Source organism: Nitrospira sp., assembly GCA_029194665.1.
In the GTDB taxonomy this organism is placed as follows: domain Bacteria; phylum Nitrospirota; class Nitrospiria; order Nitrospirales; family Nitrospiraceae; genus Nitrospira_D.
Genome location: JARFXO010000002.1, coordinates 177,840 through 197,052, shown reverse-complemented (window position 1 = coordinate 197,052; position 19,213 = coordinate 177,840). Strand labels below are relative to the sequence as shown.

Below are 19,213 nucleotides of genomic sequence, written 5' to 3'. Positions count from 1 at the left end.
CATCATGCCATCCATCACCACATGGTCTCGGTTAGAACCCAACGTCCGCGGTGCTTCGCAGAGCGAAACGTTGAAGGCTCGGATTCATGATCCGCTTTGGCTGTTGGCTCGTCAGTGGCAACTCGGAGAGTTGCAGGGAGACGACAATGGCACACCTGTCTCCGCGCGGTTGCGTGCCGAGTGCGCCGAGCTCACGCGTTACGTGCCGCAGGGCAGCGCGGCGAGCCCGGCAAAGTTCAATCCGAAACAGGTCGCGTTGGAGACCCTGGTCGAGCAGGAGACCGTGCATCCGAAGCCCGGCACGCTCGCGCGGCTGCGGGTTTGTGCCGAAGCTGGGCAACAGTTCCTGCGCCTGCTGGCGCGCGCGCCATTCGGCACGAAATATCATCAAGGTTTCCTGACGACATTCGCCTTGCCGACTCGCAGCGCGGCAGCCGCGGCGGATGCTGATGCCGAGGCGCTGCGATTTCTGGAGGTGATGTCGGACCGTGTTCCGGACGGCGTCAAGCTGTATGCCGAGCTCAAAAAGGCTCCACTCCCGACCGCCCCGACGATCGATCCCGTGGATGCTCAAGCGTTCGCCGCGCCGAAAAATGCGTTCCTGCGCTGGTACGAGGCCTTGTTCAGCGAGCCATCGGGTCAAGCCGAAGCCTGGTCGTCGCAACGCATGGAATACGCCTTTTCCGTGGAAGCTCCAACCAGTTCGCAGCGAGTCTTGACATCGAAATACTACGAAGGCGATCTCGACTGGTACGATTTCGACGTGAAGATGGGCGAAACGCTCGGGGCGGAAGCAGACCGCAAACCGGGCGTGAATCCGTTGCCCATCATCCGAACCACGATTCCGGCGCCGGTGACGTATCGCGGAATGCCCGCCTCACGCTGGTGGGAGTTCGAAGATGCATCGGTCGATTTTGGCGCCGTGGAGGCCGAGCCCGACGACTTAGCGCGCATGCTGCTGGTCGACTTCGCCATCACCTACGGCAACGACTGGTTCGTGATTCCGGTGGATGTTCCCGTCGGCTCAATCTGCGAGATCAACTCACTGGTCATCACGGACACATTCGGTGTGCGCACGCTCGTGCCGTCGATCAATCAATCCGCCCATCCCGCTTCGAGGCACTGGCGCATGTTCAACAACAGCGGCAACGTGGACACCTCCACGAATCTCTTCTTGGCGCCGACACTCAAACGCACCATGGAAAGCAAACCGCTTGACGAAGTGCTGCTCCTGCGCGATGAAATGGCGAATCTGGCCTGGGGCGTGGAGCGCATCGCGGAAGGCGTCTCCGGCCGCCCGCTGAATCGTCGTGAGGATGACCTCGCTCGACAACGCCGCGATCAACCAGCAACGCCCGCTCCGTCCAACGACGGCGCTTTGAAGTGGCGCTTGTCGACAGCAGTCCCCGGCTACTGGATTCCCCTCATCCCTGTTCAGATTCAACTCCCCGCTCAGATTCAACCGGACCAAAAGTCCATCCGCTTCCGCCGTGGCGCCACGCTGCGCCAGGACGGCACGCTCAAACCTCAACCGGCGCTGAGCCAAATCCTGAAACCCAGCGCGGGCCCGCTCGACATCTTCGAAGAAGAAATCCCGCGCGAAGGCGCACGCGTCACCCGCTCTTTCCAATACGCACGCTGGTTTGACGGCAGCCCTCTGTTATGGATCGGCAGACGCAAGACGGTCGGTCGCGGCGAAGGTTCGAGTGGCTTACGCTTCGACGTGGCAGAGTAGAACTGCATCCGGGAGGCCTTCCGACCTCCCGTGCAGGGTCGCTTGACGAAATGACCAGAAACGCTCCATCTGCAGCTTCGATGGGGAGAGATCGGCCCTCGTGGGCAAGTCGTGGTTGCTGTCGTTCACTCTCAAAGAGATTGAAATGCACTACCAACAGCTGACAGACTGACTCCGTCATGACGAGTACGGTTCCACCATTCACAGAGGTCGAGGCGAGACTCTTAATGCGCTTCCTCTCTTCACCACCGCGTCCCAAAGACACCTTGACCTATCCTCAGCTGGCCGGCTTCTTGTTCGGCTTGGCGAATGGGCCGGAGTTGATTCCACCCTCAGAATGGATTCCGCTCGTCTTCAACGATCAGGATGCCGGTTATGAGACGCAATATGAAGCGGAGCAGGTGCTCCAGGCGATGATGGCGCTCTACAACGATTGTATTCGTGAACGAACCGTTGGGGGTGTCTCGCTCCCGGCTGGGTGCGAAATAAGACCGTGGGCGATGGACAACTTGAGTGCCGATGCGCCGTTGAGTCAGTGGGCACAAGGGTTTTCAATCGGCTACGACTACCTTGAGGAGGTGTGGAACGAGTACACGTCGGATGAACTCGATGAGGAACTTGGAGCGTTGCTGATGACGCTCACGTTCTTTTCCTCCCCGAAACTTGCCGAGGTGTACCATCAGGAAACGAATGGGAACGGAACTCTGGAGCAGTTGGCCCAATTGGTGATGGAGATCTTTCCTGATGCGATGCGGGAGTATGCTCATCTGGGACGATCGATCTATCAAGCGCGGCTCGAAGTTGGTGACCTCCACCGAGAGCCCTCGGCTCACACAAAGATCGGGCGGAATGATCCCTGTCCCTGCGGCAGCGGGAGGAAGTTTAAGAAGTGCTGTGCACTAATGAAAGGAACGAATTCGGGCCCGGTCTTCCACTGACACACTGTCCTGCTGGCAGTGTTCATTCCCCGAGATTGCTGAGACGGAGATGGTAGGTTTCGTCTATACTCGCGGCATGTCTGATCGTTTTAGCTCCTCCAGTTCATTTTCAGCCGAAGCCCGTCGGGCGTTTTATGAACGCCGCCCGTCGCTGGCCCTGTTCATGCTCTTGATCGTATTTATGGCGCCATTCGCGGGACTCTATGTGGCAGGGCTATTGGGCGTGGTGGTGGGCGTGCTGGTCTCAGCTGCCGCCTATGTACTCACGCCCTGTCTCTGGAAGCGGCTCGGCGGCTGACTCACAGAGTCAGCCGCCTTTCCTCGGAGATTATTGCTGAATAGCCGACAGGAGCCAGCGTCCATTCCGTACGCGCATGAAAGTCCAAACTTCGTAAGATTCTGTCGGCGTGTCTTCACTGCCTTCGATCAGATAGCCCGGCTCTCCGCGTGGAATTGTCGTGGAGACCGTGTAGTCTCTGGCGTTCCAGCGTAAGTCCACGGTTGCATAGTCCTGGTTGCCTTCGGACCAGGCTTCGCGCACATCTCCCTTGAGCAACTCCACTCCTTCCACGTGATTCTGAACGCCTCGACTGCTGTCCTCGGCCAAGGCGGTGCTGAAATAGCTCAGCATTTCCGGCGTCAAAAATGGTCTCAAGGCCGCCACGTCTTGGGTGCTCCAAGCGGATTGAATGTCGGTCAGCAGTTGCTGAAAGGCTGCCTTATCTTCGGTAGTCACAGTATAGGCATGATCGGCTGTTGGCCCGTCGGTGGCGCTGTTGGGCGAGATGTCGAGCAGGCTTCCCCTCGCGGCGGTACTACGCGAGAGTCCCGTGAACACCGGAGCATGTGTCTGCTTGGATTTTCTGAAGAAATACACTGCGCCCATTCCTACAGCCAGCAGGAGGAGGATGAGGCCGAAAGAGTTGTTGGAAGCTGGTGCTGCGCCCGACTCCGTGTCCGTGGTCTTGGCACTGCTCTCCGTCGCGCCAAAGAGCATATGACCGATCCAGGTTCCGGCGAGACCACCGGCGATTCCGGCAAGCAGCGGATTGCGTTGCCACCAGGATGACGGGGTGGCTGGAGTCGGTTGCATTGGTGGAGCGCCTGATGCATTCGGTGGTGGCGTCGTCGACGGTTTCGGGGTGGTGGACTGTTCAATCGGCTTGGCGCCGTTGTCTTGGTAGGTACGGGATCCACGGCTACCGATACCCATTGATGAATTTCCGCCACGGGCCCCGCTCGAAAATCCTCCACCCGATCCTCGCGCCTTAGCAAACGAGAGGGTCGGCAGGCCGATGAGCGATGCGACGATACAGACGGCGATGAGCTGTGAACTTTTCAACATGGATTTCCTTTCACAACAGGGTGGCACTTTCCCACAGGCACAGGAACATCCTAGCAGGTTTGGGTGAAGAAAACCTGACATTCGCTCGATGACGGACAGGACGGACATTGCGCGTGAGAGCGACGGGTCGCACCGATCCTCTACGCTGGATGTGACAAGAGGCGGCGCTGAGAGTGGATGAAGCGGTTGTATGAAGAACCGAATAACGAGTTGTCGAGGTCAACAGGTCGCTACGGGCTGACGGTGGAATTCGGCCACGACGGGAAACACCAGTGCGGCAAAATCCCAGTACCGCATACGGATCGCCTCCGAGTGAGTACCTCCTTCAAAAACGATTTCCTCGTCATGGGTGAGCGCGCGATCGACATACACGGGAAGCCCATAGAGTGTGCCGAGCGGCGGCATGGCGCCCAATTCGCAGTCTGGGAAGAGCTGCGCGATCTCTTCCTCGGTCGCAAGCCGGACGCGGTGGGTTCCGAAGAGCTTTCGTAGGCGCTGAACATCCACTTTTTCCGTTGCAGGCAGCACCGTCGTGACAAATCGCTCCTTCACTTTCACGATCACCACCTTCGCGATCTCTTGTTCTCGTAGATGGAGTGTCTGGGCGACGGCAAGAGCCTGGAACGTCTGTGAGTGGGGCAAGACCTCGTAGTGAACATGTTCACGATCGAGACGACTCTTAAGCGTCCGTGGAATGGGCATGGTCGCACCTCCTGTGGTGGACAACCTCCAGACGGAGATCGTTGGTGGGTGATACAGATCGGAGACTGCAGAGAGACGAGAGGACGACAGTCGGGATGATGTTCATGACTACGACCCCCCATAGATCATGACGACTGGCCGTGCAGGGTGCATTATATTCCGTTAGAAAGTTTATGCAACAAGTATTTAGGAACACGACTTTAATTTATTTAGGAACCAGACATGCCTTCATTTCCACAAGGCTGGCTTGTAAAGGGATATGTCGTGTGAGGTGGTCGTGTGCGGAGTCATCGTGATTGGGAATGGTGGGACAGTCGATTCAGTCCGTCGAGCGCCGCGGTGCGGTAGCATTCAGCCATCGTGGGATAATTAAAGACGTTGTGGATGAAGTACTCCACCGTTCCTCCGTAGGTCAGGACCGATTGGCCGATATGGATCAATTCGGTCGCGCCTGGCCCGATGATATGGACGCCCAGGAGCGCGTGCGTCGCACGGTGAAAGATCACCTTTAAGAGACCGTGGACGTCGCCGCTGATGTGGCCACGCGCCATTTCTCGGAAAAAGGCCCTCCCGGTGGCGTGCGGAATGTCGGCGGCGGCGAGTTCCGCTTCGGTTTTTCCCACCATCGAGACCTCGGGAATGCTGTAGATGCCGTACGGAATCACCTTGATGTCGTGCGTCTCGGAGACGTGAAATGCGTGACAGGCGGCGAGACGGCCTTGTTCCATTGCTGTCGCCGCAAGCGCGGGAAACCCGATGACATCGCCTGTCGCGTAGATGTGGGGAATGGCGGTTTGGTACTGGGCGTTGACCGCGATCTGCCCCTGCTGATCGACGGCAATGCCGATAGCGGGGAGATTCAATGCCTCTATGTTGCCGATCCGTCCCATCGTGTGAAGCACCATGTCGGCTGTAACTGTTTTGCCGTCTAGGAGGTGGACTGCTGGACGTCCTGTTCCATTGACTGTAATGCTCAGATGTTCCTGCCCGAGCCGCATGGTGACACCGTTGTGCTGCATCTGAGCGTCAAGCGACTGGGCGATTTCCTGGTCCAAGAACCGCAACATCTGAGCCCGCCGGTCGATGAGGGTAACTCTGATACCGAAGGCGGCCAACATCGAGGCATATTCCGTACCGATGACACCCCCTCCGAGGACGATGATGCTGGCCGGGTTCTTGGTCGTGCGGAGAAACGAGTCGGAGTCGCACACGATCAGGTCGTCGAAGGGGATCTCCGCAGGGCGGCGTGGGCGTGACCCTGTGGCTAGGACGATGGTCGAGGCATGGACATGATCAACCTGCCCATCCGGTCTCAGGACGCTCAAGGTATGGGGATCGACAAAGCCGGCCGTGCCCTGGATGATCTCAATGCCGTTACGCCGCAGCTGATCGGTGATGACGGCCACTTCGGTCTCGATGACCTGATCCTTGCGTGTCATCAGGTCCGGGAGCGTCAGCTGCTTGGTGAGTTCGGCGCCCAAGTGGTGCAACCCTCGCCGTCCCAATCCATGAATGTACTCGATCGTGTCCTTCAAGGTTTTGCTGGGCAGAGTCCCGGTATTGAGGGACGTTCCGCCCAGCTGTGGTGCTTTCTCGATGATGGCCACGCGCTTGGACAGTTTCGCTGCTTGGACCGCCGCTTTCTGGCCGGCCGGTCCACTGCCGACCACCACCATGTCGTAGGATCGCATAGAGGATCTCGATGATCTGTCTCGCCGGTGTGTCGCGCCTACCATATCGCGGCGAGCTCCACCCACCAAGAAAATAGATGAAGTCTGTAGCCGAATCTTCTGATGTAGAGCCCCCGAGTCACCTCTCGGTCGACTCATTAAACAGATGCCGTGGCTCCGTGGCAGTCGCTTGAAGAGCGGCCGGATAGATGGTATCGTGAAAGCCTTATGCCTCAGAATCGTATCATCAGATGGTCCATGGGAATCTGTCTCGCGATGAGCGTGAGTCTGTGCGGGCCGCTCTCCCATGCCGGTACGATCAGAGACGGAGGTTCTGTGATTGGGCCGGCAACACCCAGCAGGATGATCTCGGCGGCTCCTACCCAATCGAAGGCAGCAGCGAGGCCGATGCCGCCCGCCATCGTACCGGAGCAGAACGAATTCGTGCTCCGGAATATTCCGACTCTGTCGAAACCGATTTCAGTCGGGGGGCGGACGCTTTTGCCTTACATCGGGGCAGGGTTTGGTGGTGGCTATGCGACGGAGTTTGATCGTACGCTCCATCCTGCGGCATCTGCTTCCTCCTCTTCTTCCGGTTCCTCGAATGCCGAAGTGCGAAACTTGCTCGGACAACACCTCGTCCCAAACGAAGTCCAGCTGGGCATTCGGTTTCCGTTCTAACCTGAGTTCATTTTGACCAGCTTGCGCGGCTTCTCAATCGAATGAGACCGAGAGGCTCTCGTGTCGCTGCCGGCCGGAACGGAGGAATCTTGTGAAAGCGGGCTATCGTCTCCTGTTGGTCGATAAAGACGGCGTGCTCGTCAGTGAATTTCAGTTGACGGAAAACGCTCTGGCTCAGCCGGAGGCCTTTGTGGCGGCGCTACGAGATGCGATTGAGTCTATCGAAGAAGAGCCTTGAGGATGACGCGAGCCGGGGCAACGACCAGGGCAAGGGAGTCCCCTGCCCGGATCGTCTCGCTCACAGTCAGTTGCCCACTTTCAACAGCCAACCATCGGTCTTGTCACAGTCGTTGGGTCCTTTGGCGAAAATGTCGAGTCGGATGTAGCTGCCTTTGATGCTGGGGGGCAGTTTCCCTTTGACCAGGAAGCCGTTGTTGATCGTAGTCACCGTGACCGGGACTTTTTCCTCCTTGATCTTCACCGTGATGCTTGGAAAAAGAGCGGTCTTGGATGCAAGGAATGAGAACTCCGATTTCGGGGCCACCGTAACATTATTCTTATCCATGGAGAAGGGAGGAGGCGTGAAGGCAGAAAAGATGACGTCGACACAAGAGTCCACACCGCTACTGGGATTAGGACCAGCGTCGTACGCCCAGACTTGACCGACGGTGCCGTACACACCCATTGCCACAACAAGCCGGAAAAGATTTCGCAGACTCACGGTTATGCCTCTTTGGTGAGGGTGGATGATTAGACCAGCATGAGCAACGCGGCGGTATTTTGTACGTCTCACAGAGAAAAAACAACCCCAAAAATCTGAGGCGGCCTCGTACAGGCCGGTCGATTGTTACCTTCAGAATCATTGCCTTTCTCATGAAAAGACGGTATGCCTCTCCGCTGATTTTTTATTCCAGAGAGGAGAGCGTACGAGTGATCCAGTTAAAAGGAAATCCGCATGATCACCGGTGACATCAGGAATCAGATCGATCGCATTTGGGACTCATTCTGGTCCGGCGGGATCTCGAATCCGTTGGAGGTGATCGAGCAGATCACCTATCTGCTTTTTATTCGCCGCCTCGACGATCTGCATCAGCTTGAGGAAAACAAGGCCAATCGCCTCAAGCAACCGATGGAACGTCGGATCTTCCCCGAAGGGCAAGGACGCGAAGCACCGACCATACGAAGACTACCGCTGGTCGCGCTTCAAACACTTCGCCCCAGCCGAGATGTTTACCGTCGTCGGCGAGCATCTGTTCCCGTTCCTCCGCGCCGACCTTGCGCGTCAGCTCGGCAATGGCGACTCGACTTACGCGTACCACATGAAGGACGCGCGGTTCACCATCCCGACTCCCGCGCTATTGGCGAAGGTGGTGGACATGCTCGACCATGTGCCGATGGAGGAGCGCGACACCAAGGGCGATGTCTATGAGTACATGCTGGCCAAGATCGCCACCGCCGGGCAGAACGGGCAGTTCCGCACCCCGCGTCACATCATTCGGCTGATGGTCGAGCTGACTGCACCGACGCCGGCCGACGTGATCTGCGATCCGGCCTGCGGCACGGCGGGCTTTCTAGTAGCAGCGGGCGAATACTTGCGCGAGCGGCATCCGAATCTACTACACGACGCGAAGCAGCGAGAGCACTTCCACCACCGAATGTTCCACGGCTTCGACTTCGACAACACGATGTTGCGCATCGGCAGCATGAATATGCTGCTGCACGGCGTGGAGAGCCCGGACATCCGCTACCGCGACTCGCTCGCGCAGGACCATGTGGGCGAGGAGGAGAAGTACACATTGGTGCTCGCCAATCCGCCCTTCGCGGGAAGCCTCGATTACGAGAACACCGCCAAAGATCTTCTCCAGATCGTCAAGACCAAGAAGACCGAGCTGCTCTTTCTCGCGCTCTTCCTGCGGCTGCTGAAACCATGCGGCCGCGCGGCGGTGATCGTGCCGGATGGCGTGCTCTTCGGCTCAAGCAAGGCACACAAGGAACTGCGACGCATCCTGGTGGAAGAGCAGAAGCTCGATGCAGTGATCAAGCTGCCAGGCGGGGTATTCAAGCCCTATGCAGGCGTCTCGACCGCGATTCTTGTGTTCACCAAGACAAACTCAGGTGGTACCGACTTTGTCTGGTTCTACGATGTCGAGGCCGATGGCTGGAGCCTCGACGACAAGCGCACGCCGCTCCTGCCCGAAGACAAGCTCGGCCCAGTGCCCCGCGCGCCGTTCACTGAAGACGAACATGCGAAGAACAACCTCCCGGACGTACTCGCGCGCTGGACCCAACGCGCTGGGTCTGAACGAGAACGCCCACGTACCGCGCAGAGTTTCTGCGTGCCGAGGGCCGACATTGCAGCCCAGGGCTACGACCTCTCATTGAACCGCTACAAGGAAGTCGTGCATGAGGCGGTCGAACACCGTCCGCCGAAGGAGATCCTCGCCGAGCTGGCGAAGCTGGAAGAGGAGATCCAGCGAGGGATGAAGGAGTTGGAAGGGATGTTGGGATGATCTCCCGCAGTTCAGTGGCAGGGACTTTTCCGACCAAGCGACTCGGGGACGTTGTGGAGTTCCTGGACAGCATGCGCCGGCCCATCACTGAGTCAGACCGGCGTCCTGGTCCATATCCCTACTACGGAGCCAACGGTCAGCAGGGGACGATCGATGAATTCATTTTCGATGAACCGCTCGTTCTTCTTGCTGAAGATGGCGGGCATTTTGAAGATCCTGAGCGAGGAATTGCTTATGGGATATCCGGCAAAACGTGGGTTAACAACCACGCCCACGTTTTGCGGCCACATGCGGAACTGGATTTACGATTCCTTTGCCGGGTTCTTGAGAACTATGACGTAACTCCGTGGGTCACGGGAACAACACGAGGGAAGCTCACTCAAGCGGGGGCGGCTCAAATTGTAGTTCCATTTCCGTCCCTCCCCGAGCAGCGGCGGATTGCGGCGATCCTGGACAAGGCGGACGAATTGCGGGCCAAGCGCCGCGCTGCCCTCGCGAAGCTCGATACCCTCACCCAATCCATCTTCCTCGACATGTTCGGCGATCCGATCACGAATCCGAAGGGATGGCCAACCGTGTCTTTCGGCCAGCTCGGTGAGAATCAGGATTCACTTCGCGTCCCTGTAAAAGCATCTGATCGTGATGGTAGGCAGGGTATGTTCGCCTACTACGGCGCATCGGGAATTATTGACTGGGTGGACGACTTCATCTTTGAAGGTGAAAGGCTCCTTATCGGTGAGGATGGCGCAAACCTCGTCGCACGCGTGACACCCGTCGCCTTCATGGCGCGCGGGAAGTATTGGGTGAACAACCATGCCCACGTGATCGCGGAAAATGATCGTGCGGACTTGCGGTTCTTGGAACATGTAATCGAACGGACCGATCTGAAGCCGTTCCTGTCCGGCACGGCACAACCGAAACTCAATCGGGGTAACCTGGACCGTATTCCAGTGCCCGCTCCACCACTGCTTCTGCAACGTGAGTTCGCACGACGTATTGCTGCTATAGAGCAATTGAAGGCAGATCATTACCGGTCGGTAGCTGGGATCGACCGGCTTTTCGGCGCGCTGCAATTCCGCGCCTTCCGGGGAGAACTCTAGCCATGTCCTTCGTCCCGCGCTTCACCATTACCATGCTCCGGCGAGCCTCAATCAAGCCCGCTCATTGATTTACCTTCTCAGCACATCCTAAAATAACGCCCATCCTTATTTTAGGTTGTGTGTCGCCATGCACAGACGCCCACCTGGAACATACGTCGAGGTCGCTACGACCGACGAGCGGTTCAAGGCGTTTGTGCCGGCGCCGTTGCCGCCCGAGCCGGCCATCGCCTGGTCGCCTGCGCTGCGTCGGCGTTTCGACGATGCGTTGGTGGCATTGGGTCGCCTGGATGCGCTCTCGGCGCATCTGCCCAACGCCGCGCTGTTGCTCTACAGCTTCATCCGCAAGGAGGCGGTCCTGTCCTCGCAGATCGAGGGCACGCAATCTTCACTTGCGTGTCAAGGGTCATCCAAATTGCCCCAGTTATGGTCATCGAAAATTCCCCACCCCGTTAGGTTGTCGTTGACGCTTCTTCGACCCGCACAAGTCCGGCTTTGAGTTTCTCCTTCAGCCGGTAGGAATGGCCCCGGATGTTGATGGTGATCGCGTGGTGGAGCACCCGATCCAGGATCGCAGTCGCCAGCACCCGGTCGCCAAACACCTCGCCCCAAGCCCCGAAACTCTGGTTACTGGTCAAAATCATCGGCCCCTTCTCATAGCGGCGTGAGATGAGCTGAAAGAACAAGTTGGCCCCGGTGCGGTCAATGGGCAGATAGCCGATCTCATCAATGATCAGCAACCGGGGAATGGTATAGAGCTTCAGCTTGTCCTCCAGCCGATTCTCCGTGAGCGCCCGAGTCAGCGTAGCGATCATGGCGGCGGCTGTCGTGAACAACACCCGATAGCCCTGGGCAATGGCTTGCAGCCCTAGCCCGATGGCCAGGTGGCTTTTGCCCACACCGGGCGGCCCCAAGATCACGACATTCTCGCCGTGCTCGATGAAGTGGCAGGTCGCCACCTGCTGAATCTGCTTCTTATCCAACGAAGGCTGGTAGCTGAAGTCGAAGACCTCCAGACTCTTGACGAATGGAAATCGCGCCAAACTCGTCCGCATCGCAATGTTCTTCGCGGTCTTGGACGCGACTTCTTCGCCGAGCACCTGGTCGAGGAAGTCGGCATAGGGCAGCTCCTTGACGGCCGCTTCTTGTAAGAGGGCCTCCAGCCGCTCCCGACTCTTCAAGAGCCGTAGGCGCGTGAGTTGGTCACGGAGCCGTTCCAGTTGCGCCGCGTTCATGGCCGCCCCTCCTGCGACGCCGTGCGCTCACACACCGCCTCGTACCAGGCCAGATCCCGCACTTCGACCTCCGGCAAGGCATCGGGGCGAGGGGACCGATCGCTCACCGTGGACCGACGGTGGCGGGCGAGACGCGCACTGGCTCCAGGGCCGTGCTCGGGCTGGATTCGGAATTGGTGCTGGCCCGGGAGCACCGGGTGCGTCGCGATCTCTTGGTCACGGTGAAAGATGTGGACCGTGTCCCCCCGTCGTTGCACTTCAACCCGCTGACCAATGAGCCGGAAGGGCACGGAGTAGCGGTTCGTCGCCAGGCTGACCAAATAGTCCTCGGCCACGATCCGTGAGACGCGCGCCTCCTGCTGGAAGGCGCGCTGGTCCGCCAGCGGGACCAGGTGGTTGCGTTCTCGCGCAAACCGGACGAGTGGCTCCTCATGCGTCGTGCCATGGATGCGGCGGTCGGCAATTGTCGCGGTCCATTCGTCAAGTTGGGTTTGAAAGTCCACCAGATCGACAAACGTTCGTCCCGGCAGAAAGTTCCGTTTCAGATATTTCACGCCGGATTCGACCTTACCCTTGGTCTGGGCCCGATAGGGCCGACACACGCGCGGCTCAAAGCCCCAATAGTCGGCGAAGGCTTTGAAGGTGGGATTCCAGAGCCGCCGCCCCGTCTCATCCGCATAACAGACGGTTCGCGGTCGGTCATACAGATGCTCTCGCGTGTGGCCACCGAAATGCGCAAAAGCCCGTTCATGGGCCTCGAGAAACTGCGCCAGCCGCTCATCGGCACAGGCGTAATAGAACCCACGTCGGCTGAACCCCAACGTCAACACGAACACGTGCACCACCGTCGGGCCGGCGCGGAAGGGCACGGTGGCTTGGCCCCAATCAATCTGACTCTGCTGGCCCGGCGGTGTCTCAAAGCGGAGGAGGGCCCGCTCCGCCTGCAGCTGACCCTCACGCAGCGGCGCCACCCCTCGCTTCACCGTCTCATAACTGCCGATGTACTCGTGGCTCGCTCGCAGTTCCTGATAGAGAATCCGCGCCGAATAATTAACCTGCGACGCACGGGTCCGCACAAAGTCGGCATGGGCGGTCAGCAGCGTCTCCGTCATCGCCGCTCGGCGATAGGGTTGCCACGTCGTCTGCTGCAGACTGCGCCGCACGGTCTTCCGATCCAGGTCCAACCGCCGCGCAATCCCTGAAATGGATCCCCGCTCTTCATGACGCAACCGTCGAATCTCCGCCCACCGCTCTTGATCCACCATACATACCTCCCGAGTGTGGTCTACCTGGGACGGTATGATCGTTGTCTCCTTGCTATCGTCAAGTTCCATCACATCCCTCCTTCGGTGAGAGGGTGGGGAGAATTCATTGACCACATCTGGGGATTATTGCATGACCGCTGACACTTGCGGATCTCTTGCTCTACGAGATCGACGAGCAGCCCGGCGTGCCGGTGGAGGATGCGCGTGAAGTGAGCCGCTGTGTCGCGGCACTCGAACAGGGACTGAAATCGTTGCGCGGCGGGCTGCCGCCCTCCATGCGGCTGCTGTGCGGCATGCACAAGGTCTTGATGTCGCATCCCCGCGGCCGCGGGAAGACGCCGGGTGAGGTGCGACGCTCGCAGGTCTGGATCGGCGGCACGCGGCCCGGTAAGGCAGCGTTCGTGCCGCCCCCGGTCGACGCCCTGGCGGACTGTCTCACGCGATTCGAGCAATTCTTGAACGACGTGCCAGAGCCGACGCCGCCGCTCATCAAGGCGGCGCTCGCGCATGTGCAGTTCGAGACCATCCATCCCTTTCTGGATGGAAATGGTCGCATGGGACGGTTGCTGATCGTGCTGCAGCTGGTCGCCGACGGCGTGCTGCGCGCGCCGATGCTCTACCCCAGTCTGTACTTCAAGACGCACCGCGCGTTGTATTACGACCTGCTCAACGGCGTGCGTTTTCACGGCGACTGGGAGCGCTGGTTGGACTTCTTCGCCGAGGGCGTACAGGTCAGTGCCTCGCAGGCGACGGGTACGGCGAATGCGCTGCTGTCACTGGTCAACGCCGACCGCGACCGCATCGCGGTGCTTGGTCGGGCGGCGCCGTCCGCCCTCGCCGTGCATCAGGCCATGCAGAAGCAGCCGCTGGCGACGTCCGCAGCACTTGTCAAGGCTACGCGGTTGACCGCCGCGACGGTCAACAAATCGCTCGCCCATTTGGAGCGTCTCGGTATTGTTGCTGAGTTGACCAACCGGCAGCGTGACCGAGTGTTCAGCTATCGACGCTATGTGGACGAACTGACAGCGGAACTGGAGAGCACACCGTGAGCCAGTTCGCCTTCCTCCGGCGCGAATGGGCCGCCGTCTTCGAGGCGGCATCGAAGGGGGCGTGCCGATCCGCGAACTGCCTGCTTCTACGCCCGTCGCACGCTGGAGCTGGCGGTGAGTTGGGCCTACAAGCACGATGCGGCGCTGAAGCTCCCCTATCAAGACAACCTGTCGGCGCTGATCCATGAGCCGAGCTTCAAGCTGGTGGCAGGTGAAGCCGTCTTCAGCAAAGCACGGGTGATCAATCAGCTCGGTAACCGCGCGGTGCATAGTCATCGTCCTGTACCGGAGTCGGATGCGCTCGCTGCTATCCGGGAACTGTTCCATGTGGCCTACTGGTTCGCTCGCACCTATGCTCGCTCCGAGCGACCGGATGCCGGACTCACCTTCGATCTGTCGGCGATTCCCCGGCCTGTGCCGGCTGCGAGGCACACCTCCGAGCAGTTGCAGACGCTGGAAGCCCGTCTGCGCGAACAGGACGAGAGCCTCGCAGCGCTGCTTGCCGACAAGACAGCGCTGGATGATGAACTGAAGCGCCTGCGCGCCGAAGTCGCCCAAGCAAAGAAGGCAGCGGTTGCACAACCCGACACCCACGATTACTCAGAGGCCGAGACCCGTGATTACTTCATCGACCTCTTACTCAAAGAAGCGGGATGGTTGCTCGATCAGCCACGCGATCGGGAGTTCGAGGTCAGCGGCATGCCGAACGATCAGGGTAAGGGTTTCGTGGATTATGTGCTGTGGGGTGACGATGGCAAGCCGCTAGGACTGGGGGAGGCCAAGCGCACGAGACGCGATGCGCGAGTCGGGCAGCAGCAGGCGAAACTCTATGCTGATTGCCTGGAACAGCAGTCAGGCCGGCGACCAGTCATCTTCTATTCCAACGGTTACGAACATTGGATCTGGGACGACGCTCGCTACCCGCCACGTCGGGTGCAAGGCTTCTACAAGAAGGCAGAGCTTGAGTTAGTTATCCAGCGCCGCGAGACGCGGCGATTGCTAGGGGAGGCCCCGATAAACTCGACAATCGTCGAGCGCCATTACCAGACGCGGGCCATCCGGCGCATCGCCGAAGCGTTCGAGCGCGACCACGACCGCAAGGCTCTGCTCGTCATGGCAACCGGCGCCGGCAAGACGCGCACGGTGATCGCCCTCTGCGACCTGTTGCTGTGCTGCAACTGGGTCAAGCGCGTGCTCTTCCTCGCCGACCGCGTGGCATTGGTCCGCCAAGCAGTCAATGCGTTTAAAACTTATCTACCTGATGCTTCGCCGGTAAATTTGGTCACCGAGAAAGAAGCCGAAGGGCGCGTCTACGTCTCGACCTATCCGACGATGATGGGGTTGATCGACGAGACTGCAGATAGCCAGCGGCGCTTCGGCGTCGGACATTTTGATCTTGTGATCATTGACGAGGCGCACCGCTCGGTATTCCAGAAGTACCGCGCGATCTTCGATTACTTCGATTCTTTGCTCGTCGGGTTGACGGCCACGCCGAAGGACGAGGTCGATCGCAATACCTACAGCCTCTTCGATCTCGAAAACGGCGTACCGACCGATGCCTACTCATTGGAAGAGGCAGTCCGCGATGGATTTCTCGTACCGGCTCAGGCCGTTTCAGTACCTCTGAGGTTCCAGCGGGAGGGCATCACGTACGCCGACCTGTCGGAGGAAGAAAAGGACCAGTGGGACGCGCTGGAGTGGGACGACGATGGCGCCGTGCCTAGCCGCGTGGAGTCCGAGGCGGTGAACAAGTGGCTCTTCAACAAAGACACGGTAGACAAGGTGTTGGAACACCTGATGACGCGCGGGCTCACGATTGCCGGAGGCGACCGGTTGGGCAAGACGATCATCTTTGCCAAGATCAGCAACATGCGGACTTCATCGCCGAACGATTTAATGCCAACTATCCGCACTACAGGGGTGAATTTGCGAGGGTGATCACCTTCAAGACCGAGTATGCACAGAGCCTGATCGATAATTTCTCGAACAAAGACAAGGCGCCGCATATCGCGATCTCGGTAGACATGCTCGACACGGGCATCGATGTGCCGGAGGTTCTGAACCTCGTCTTCTTCAAACTGGTGCGGTCGAAGACGAAGTTCTGGCAGATGGTGGGGCGTGGTACGCGGCTCTGTCTCGACTTGCTCGGGCCAGGGCAACACAAGGAGTCCTTCTATCTTTTCGATTACTGCCAAAATCTCGAGTACTTCAGTCAGGACATTCCTGCGACTGATGGCATGGTGGGAGCTTCTCTGGGAAAGCGGCTCTTCAATGCACGATTGGAACTCCTTGCAGCACTGGATTGTGCTTCGCACGAGAAGCTGGTGACGGCGGTGAAGGAAGCATTCGCAACCTATGGTGGACCGGCGACGAAGGAGGACCTGAGACGATCCGTCGCGGATCTGCTGCAACGGGAAGTCGCTGCCATGAACCTTGATAACTTCGTCGTGCGGCCCCATCGGCGTCTGGTCGAAAAATACGCGAAGCCCGAAGCCTGGGTCGTGCTGGCGAACGAAGCGCTGGCCGAACTTTCTCATGAGGTCGCGGGGCTGCCCTCTGAACTCGATCCCGAGAACGAGGAAGCAAAACGCTTCGATCTGCTCGCTCTGAGTCTACAGCTCGCCTTGCTGCGTGCCGAGCCAGGGTTCGCGCGTCTGCGCGACCGGGTCAGGGAGATCGCCGCGTTGCTGGAGGAGAAAAGCGCCATATGCTTATTACTTTGACTCCGGTTAGCTCTTTTGGCACTCTCCAGCAATGGGGCGACTGGGTTATCCTAAGGACGTGCGGGAGTTTCGTCAGCGATTCTCGACCTCCGAAGCCTGCCGGGACTACCTGGTTCAATGCCGGTGGCCCGATGGCTTCGTTTGCCCGACATGCTCGGGTAAAAAGGCGTGGCTGAATCAGACGCGCTACGTCTTCGAATGCCCGCAGTGCGGGCGTCAAACTTCACCGACCACGGGTACGATCATGCATCGTTCGCACGTACCGATCCAAGAGTGGTTCTGGGCAGCCTACTTGGTTTCGACGCACACTCCTGGAATCAGCGCATTGCAACTACAGCGACAGCTTGGGATTGGCGGGTATCAACACGCCTGGCACCTGCTCCATCGGCTGCGCAAGGGGATGGTCAATGACAACCGCACACAACTCTCGGGGCTTGTGGAGGTGGATGAAACACACATCGGAGGACCGGTAAAAGGCAAGAAGGGCCGCGGAGTTGCCGCAGGAGCGCATAAAAGCCTTGTGGCCGGTGCGGTGGAAGTGCTGGTCTACACCGATGTCCAGGGCAAGCGCCGAGAACGCGCAGGCCGGCTCCGGCTCGCGCCGATTGCCGATGCCAGCGGGATGGCGCTGGGTGCGTTTCTGACGCAACACGTGGAAGGCGGCAGCAAAGTAAGAACCGACGGTTGGCGTGGGTACTCGGAGTCAGCCCTGGGAGAGTACCAACATCACATCCGCGTCGTCGGTGATCCTCGCCAAGCCGCGCGACGGTTTCCCCACATCCACCGCGTATTCAGCAATCTCAAGGCGTGGCTGAACGGCACGCATCACGGTGTTGACCCCAAGCATCTTCCGAGCTATTTGGACGAGTTTGTCTTTCGTTTCAACCGGCGTAAGACCCCGATGGCCGCTTTTCAAACTTTGCTGGGAATCTCGGCACAGAAAAGCCCCATTTCTCTCATCGAATTACTGTCACCGGAGTCAAAGTAATAAGCATAAAGCGCCATTCCGATGGTCCGCGAACAGATGGTCCTGATTCAGGACGTGCAGAGCGATGAGTGGTGGCAGGATGTGACGGTGTCTATGCTGGAAGTGATGCGTCGTCGCTTGCGCGGGTTGGTGCAGTTCATCGACAAGCGCCAGCGCAAGCCCGTCTATACGGACTTCGAGGATTTGATGGGAGGCGAGATTGGTATTGCCTTGCCCGGCTTCGCTGTGGGTACGGATCAAGCCAAGTTTGTCGCCAAAGCGCGAGCGTTCCTACGTCGGCATCTTGACCACGTCGTGGTTGCCAAGCTGCGGATGAATAGGCCGCTGACCGCCTCGGACCTTGCCGAGCTGGAGCTGTTGTTGAGCAAGAGCGGCACAGGTGAGCCGGATGACATCTGCCGAGCGACAGCTGCATCCAAAGGGCTTGGGCTATTCGTGCGGTCTCTGGTTGGGATGGATCGGGCTGCTGCCAAAGAGGCGCTGGCCGGATTTATCGCAAACAAGACGTTCACTGGCAACCAGCTGGAATTCGTCAATCTGATCGTGGATCACCTCACTGAGCACGGCGTGATGGAACCGGCTCGACTCTACGAATCGCCCTTTACGGACCTCACGCCACGTGGACCGGAAGGCTTGTTCAAGACAGCGGAGATGGATGAGCTGATCCGCGTGCTTGAGGCCGTCCGGGCAACGGCTTCGGCGGCGTGACCCTCTCCCCCTCTTTCGGCTAGTTACAACCCCTCGGCGTTTTCGTGCAGATTCCACCCGGCCAGTTTTGAGGCCGGTGTGACGAGTACTTTCTTGACAGCCAACTGACAGCCTCTTAGACTCACGCACCTTTTAGATTAGGAACACAAATGTATTCAACCGTTCCTATATTGCCGGTATCCTCTTGATCCTTCACGCGTTACAAAAGGAGTGTGAATCTATGGGTGAATCCAAAGACACCATTGCGCTGAATGTGCGATTGAAACCCTCCGAGTCCTCCGCCCACCCACGTGCAGCGAATTACACCAACGTTGGAGTCGCGCAGGGCATCGCCTATCTGGATTTCGGCTTCATCGAGCTTTCACTACTGGCTGCCATTGCGAAAGCCGCGAAGAATGGCCAAGCAGCCACAAAAGGCTTGGACGGGCATCTTGTCAGCCGTGTGGCGATGGATATCGGTGCGCTCGCTCGGTTGCAGCAGCAGATCCAGCAGGTGTTGGGAGGGTTGCGAGCAACGAAGGCTTGGAAGCCGAAGGGGGAAGTTTAAGAAAGGACAGAGATGATGGA

At 58.9% G+C, this 19,213-nt stretch carries 20 protein-coding genes and 1 pseudogene; 15 read left to right on the top strand and 6 right to left on the bottom strand.

The genetic code is table 11. From position 1 onward, the window contains the following. The first annotated feature begins 4 nt into the window (after positions 1-4). The 3 genes from P0119_06590 (at position 5) to P0119_06580 (ending at position 2,971) form a co-directional block, all read left to right on the top strand. Positions 5-1,735 carry a hypothetical protein gene (locus P0119_06590; GenBank protein ID MDF0665729.1) on the top strand — a complete coding sequence of 577 codons (1,731 nt, stop codon included), beginning with the start codon at positions 5-7 and terminating at the stop codon, positions 1,733-1,735. A 179-nt stretch (positions 1,736-1,914) separates the two neighbouring features. Then, positions 1,915-2,673, top strand: coding sequence for a UPF0149 family protein (locus P0119_06585; GenBank protein MDF0665728.1), 759 nt, complete (start codon positions 1,915-1,917; stop codon positions 2,671-2,673). Between the two features lie 49 nt (positions 2,674-2,722). Beyond that, complete coding sequence (locus tag P0119_06580) at positions 2,723-2,971, top strand: hypothetical protein (GenBank protein MDF0665727.1); 249 nt, start codon at positions 2,723-2,725, stop codon at positions 2,969-2,971. Positions 2,972-3,001: 30 nt separating this feature from the next. On the opposite strand, the gene P0119_06575 is transcribed toward P0119_06580, so the two are convergent. The 3 genes from P0119_06575 to sthA all read right to left on the bottom strand — a co-directional run bounded on the left by P0119_06575 (position 3,002) and on the right by sthA (position 6,411). Then, the gene (locus P0119_06575) at positions 3,002-4,018 is read right to left on the bottom strand and encodes a TIM44-like domain-containing protein (protein ID MDF0665726.1); all 1,017 of its coding nucleotides are present in this window, start codon (positions 4,016-4,018) and stop codon (positions 3,002-3,004) included. A 219-nt stretch (positions 4,019-4,237) separates the two neighbouring features. Continuing rightward, positions 4,238-4,720, bottom strand: a complete 483-nt coding sequence (locus P0119_06570; GenBank protein ID MDF0665725.1) for a YbaK/EbsC family protein — start codon at positions 4,718-4,720, stop codon at positions 4,238-4,240. A gap of 287 nt (positions 4,721-5,007) precedes the next feature. Beyond that, positions 5,008-6,411 carry a Si-specific NAD(P)(+) transhydrogenase gene (gene sthA / locus P0119_06565; GenBank protein ID MDF0665724.1) on the bottom strand — a complete coding sequence of 468 codons (1,404 nt, stop codon included), beginning with the start codon at positions 6,409-6,411 and terminating at the stop codon, positions 5,008-5,010. Positions 6,412-6,648: 237 nt separating this feature from the next. On the opposite strand from sthA, the gene P0119_06560 reads away from it, so the two are divergent. Together P0119_06560 and P0119_06555 are read left to right on the top strand one after the other, a co-directional pair. After that, the gene (locus tag P0119_06560) at positions 6,649-7,071 is read left to right on the top strand and encodes a hypothetical protein (protein ID MDF0665723.1); all 423 of its coding nucleotides are present in this window, start codon (positions 6,649-6,651) and stop codon (positions 7,069-7,071) included. A gap of 91 nt (positions 7,072-7,162) precedes the next feature. Beyond that, positions 7,163-7,309, top strand: coding sequence for a hypothetical protein (locus P0119_06555; protein MDF0665722.1), 147 nt, complete (start codon positions 7,163-7,165; stop codon positions 7,307-7,309). Positions 7,310-7,375: 66 nt separating this feature from the next. On the opposite strand, the gene P0119_06550 is transcribed toward P0119_06555, so the two are convergent. Further along, a complete protein-coding gene (locus P0119_06550; protein MDF0665721.1) occupies positions 7,376-7,792 on the bottom strand; it encodes a hypothetical protein in 417 nt (138 codons plus the stop codon). 505 nt (positions 7,793-8,297) lie between these two features. On the opposite strand from P0119_06550, the gene P0119_06545 reads away from it, so the two are divergent. The 3 genes from P0119_06545 to P0119_06535 all read left to right on the top strand — a co-directional run bounded on the left by P0119_06545 (position 8,298) and on the right by P0119_06535 (position 11,177). Then, positions 8,298-9,581 carry a class I SAM-dependent DNA methyltransferase gene (locus P0119_06545; protein MDF0665720.1) on the top strand — a complete coding sequence of 428 codons (1,284 nt, stop codon included), beginning with the start codon at positions 8,298-8,300 and terminating at the stop codon, positions 9,579-9,581. Then, positions 9,578-10,681 carry a restriction endonuclease subunit S gene (locus P0119_06540; GenBank protein ID MDF0665719.1) on the top strand — a complete coding sequence of 368 codons (1,104 nt, stop codon included), beginning with the start codon at positions 9,578-9,580 and terminating at the stop codon, positions 10,679-10,681. The genes P0119_06545 and P0119_06540 overlap by 4 nt, the downstream gene beginning before the upstream one ends. Positions 10,682-10,808: 127 nt before the next feature. Then, positions 10,809-11,177 (top strand): Fic/DOC family N-terminal domain-containing protein, encoded by a 369-nt coding sequence (locus P0119_06535; GenBank protein MDF0665718.1) that lies wholly within the window; start codon positions 10,809-10,811, stop codon positions 11,175-11,177. On the opposite strand, the gene istB is transcribed toward P0119_06535, so the two are convergent. Both istB and istA read right to left on the bottom strand, forming a co-directional pair. Beyond that, the gene (istB, locus tag P0119_06530; GenBank protein MDF0665717.1) at positions 11,131-11,913 is read right to left on the bottom strand and encodes an IS21-like element helper ATPase IstB; all 783 of its coding nucleotides are present in this window, start codon (positions 11,911-11,913) and stop codon (positions 11,131-11,133) included. The genes P0119_06535 and istB overlap by 47 nt on opposite strands. Further along, on the bottom strand, positions 11,910-13,178 hold the full coding sequence (istA, locus tag P0119_06525; GenBank protein MDF0665716.1) for an IS21 family transposase: 1,269 nt from the start codon (positions 13,176-13,178) through the stop codon (positions 11,910-11,912). Before istA ends, istB begins: the two co-directional genes overlap by 4 nt. A 155-nt stretch (positions 13,179-13,333) precedes the next feature. Here istA and P0119_06520 point away from each other — a divergent pair, with 155 nt between their 5' ends. The 7 genes and pseudogenes from P0119_06520 (at position 13,334) to P0119_06490 (ending at position 19,193) form a co-directional block, all read left to right on the top strand. Beyond that, complete coding sequence (locus P0119_06520) at positions 13,334-14,227, top strand: Fic family protein (GenBank protein ID MDF0665715.1); 894 nt, start codon at positions 13,334-13,336, stop codon at positions 14,225-14,227. A gap of 75 nt (positions 14,228-14,302) precedes the next feature. After that, positions 14,303-14,533, top strand: a pseudogene (locus P0119_06515) (DUF4145 domain-containing protein). Between the two features lie 393 nt (positions 14,534-14,926). Beyond that, on the top strand, positions 14,927-16,165 hold the full coding sequence (locus P0119_06510) for a DEAD/DEAH box helicase family protein (protein ID MDF0665714.1): 1,239 nt from the start codon (positions 14,927-14,929) through the stop codon (positions 16,163-16,165). Further along, complete coding sequence (locus P0119_06505; GenBank protein ID MDF0665713.1) at positions 16,162-16,950, top strand: helicase-related protein; 789 nt, start codon at positions 16,162-16,164, stop codon at positions 16,948-16,950. Before P0119_06510 ends, P0119_06505 begins: the two co-directional genes overlap by 4 nt. A 31-nt stretch (positions 16,951-16,981) precedes the next feature. Next, positions 16,982-17,938, top strand: a complete 957-nt coding sequence (locus P0119_06500) for an IS1595 family transposase (GenBank protein MDF0665712.1) — start codon at positions 16,982-16,984, stop codon at positions 17,936-17,938. A 21-nt stretch (positions 17,939-17,959) separates the two neighbouring features. Beyond that, entirely contained in the window at positions 17,960-18,646 is a 687-nt protein-coding gene (locus P0119_06495) for a type I restriction-modification enzyme R subunit C-terminal domain-containing protein (protein MDF0665711.1), read from the top strand. Positions 18,647-18,866: 220 nt separating this feature from the next. Continuing rightward, positions 18,867-19,193, top strand: coding sequence for a hypothetical protein (locus tag P0119_06490; protein ID MDF0665710.1), 327 nt, complete (start codon positions 18,867-18,869; stop codon positions 19,191-19,193). Positions 19,194-19,213 lie beyond the last annotated feature (20 nt).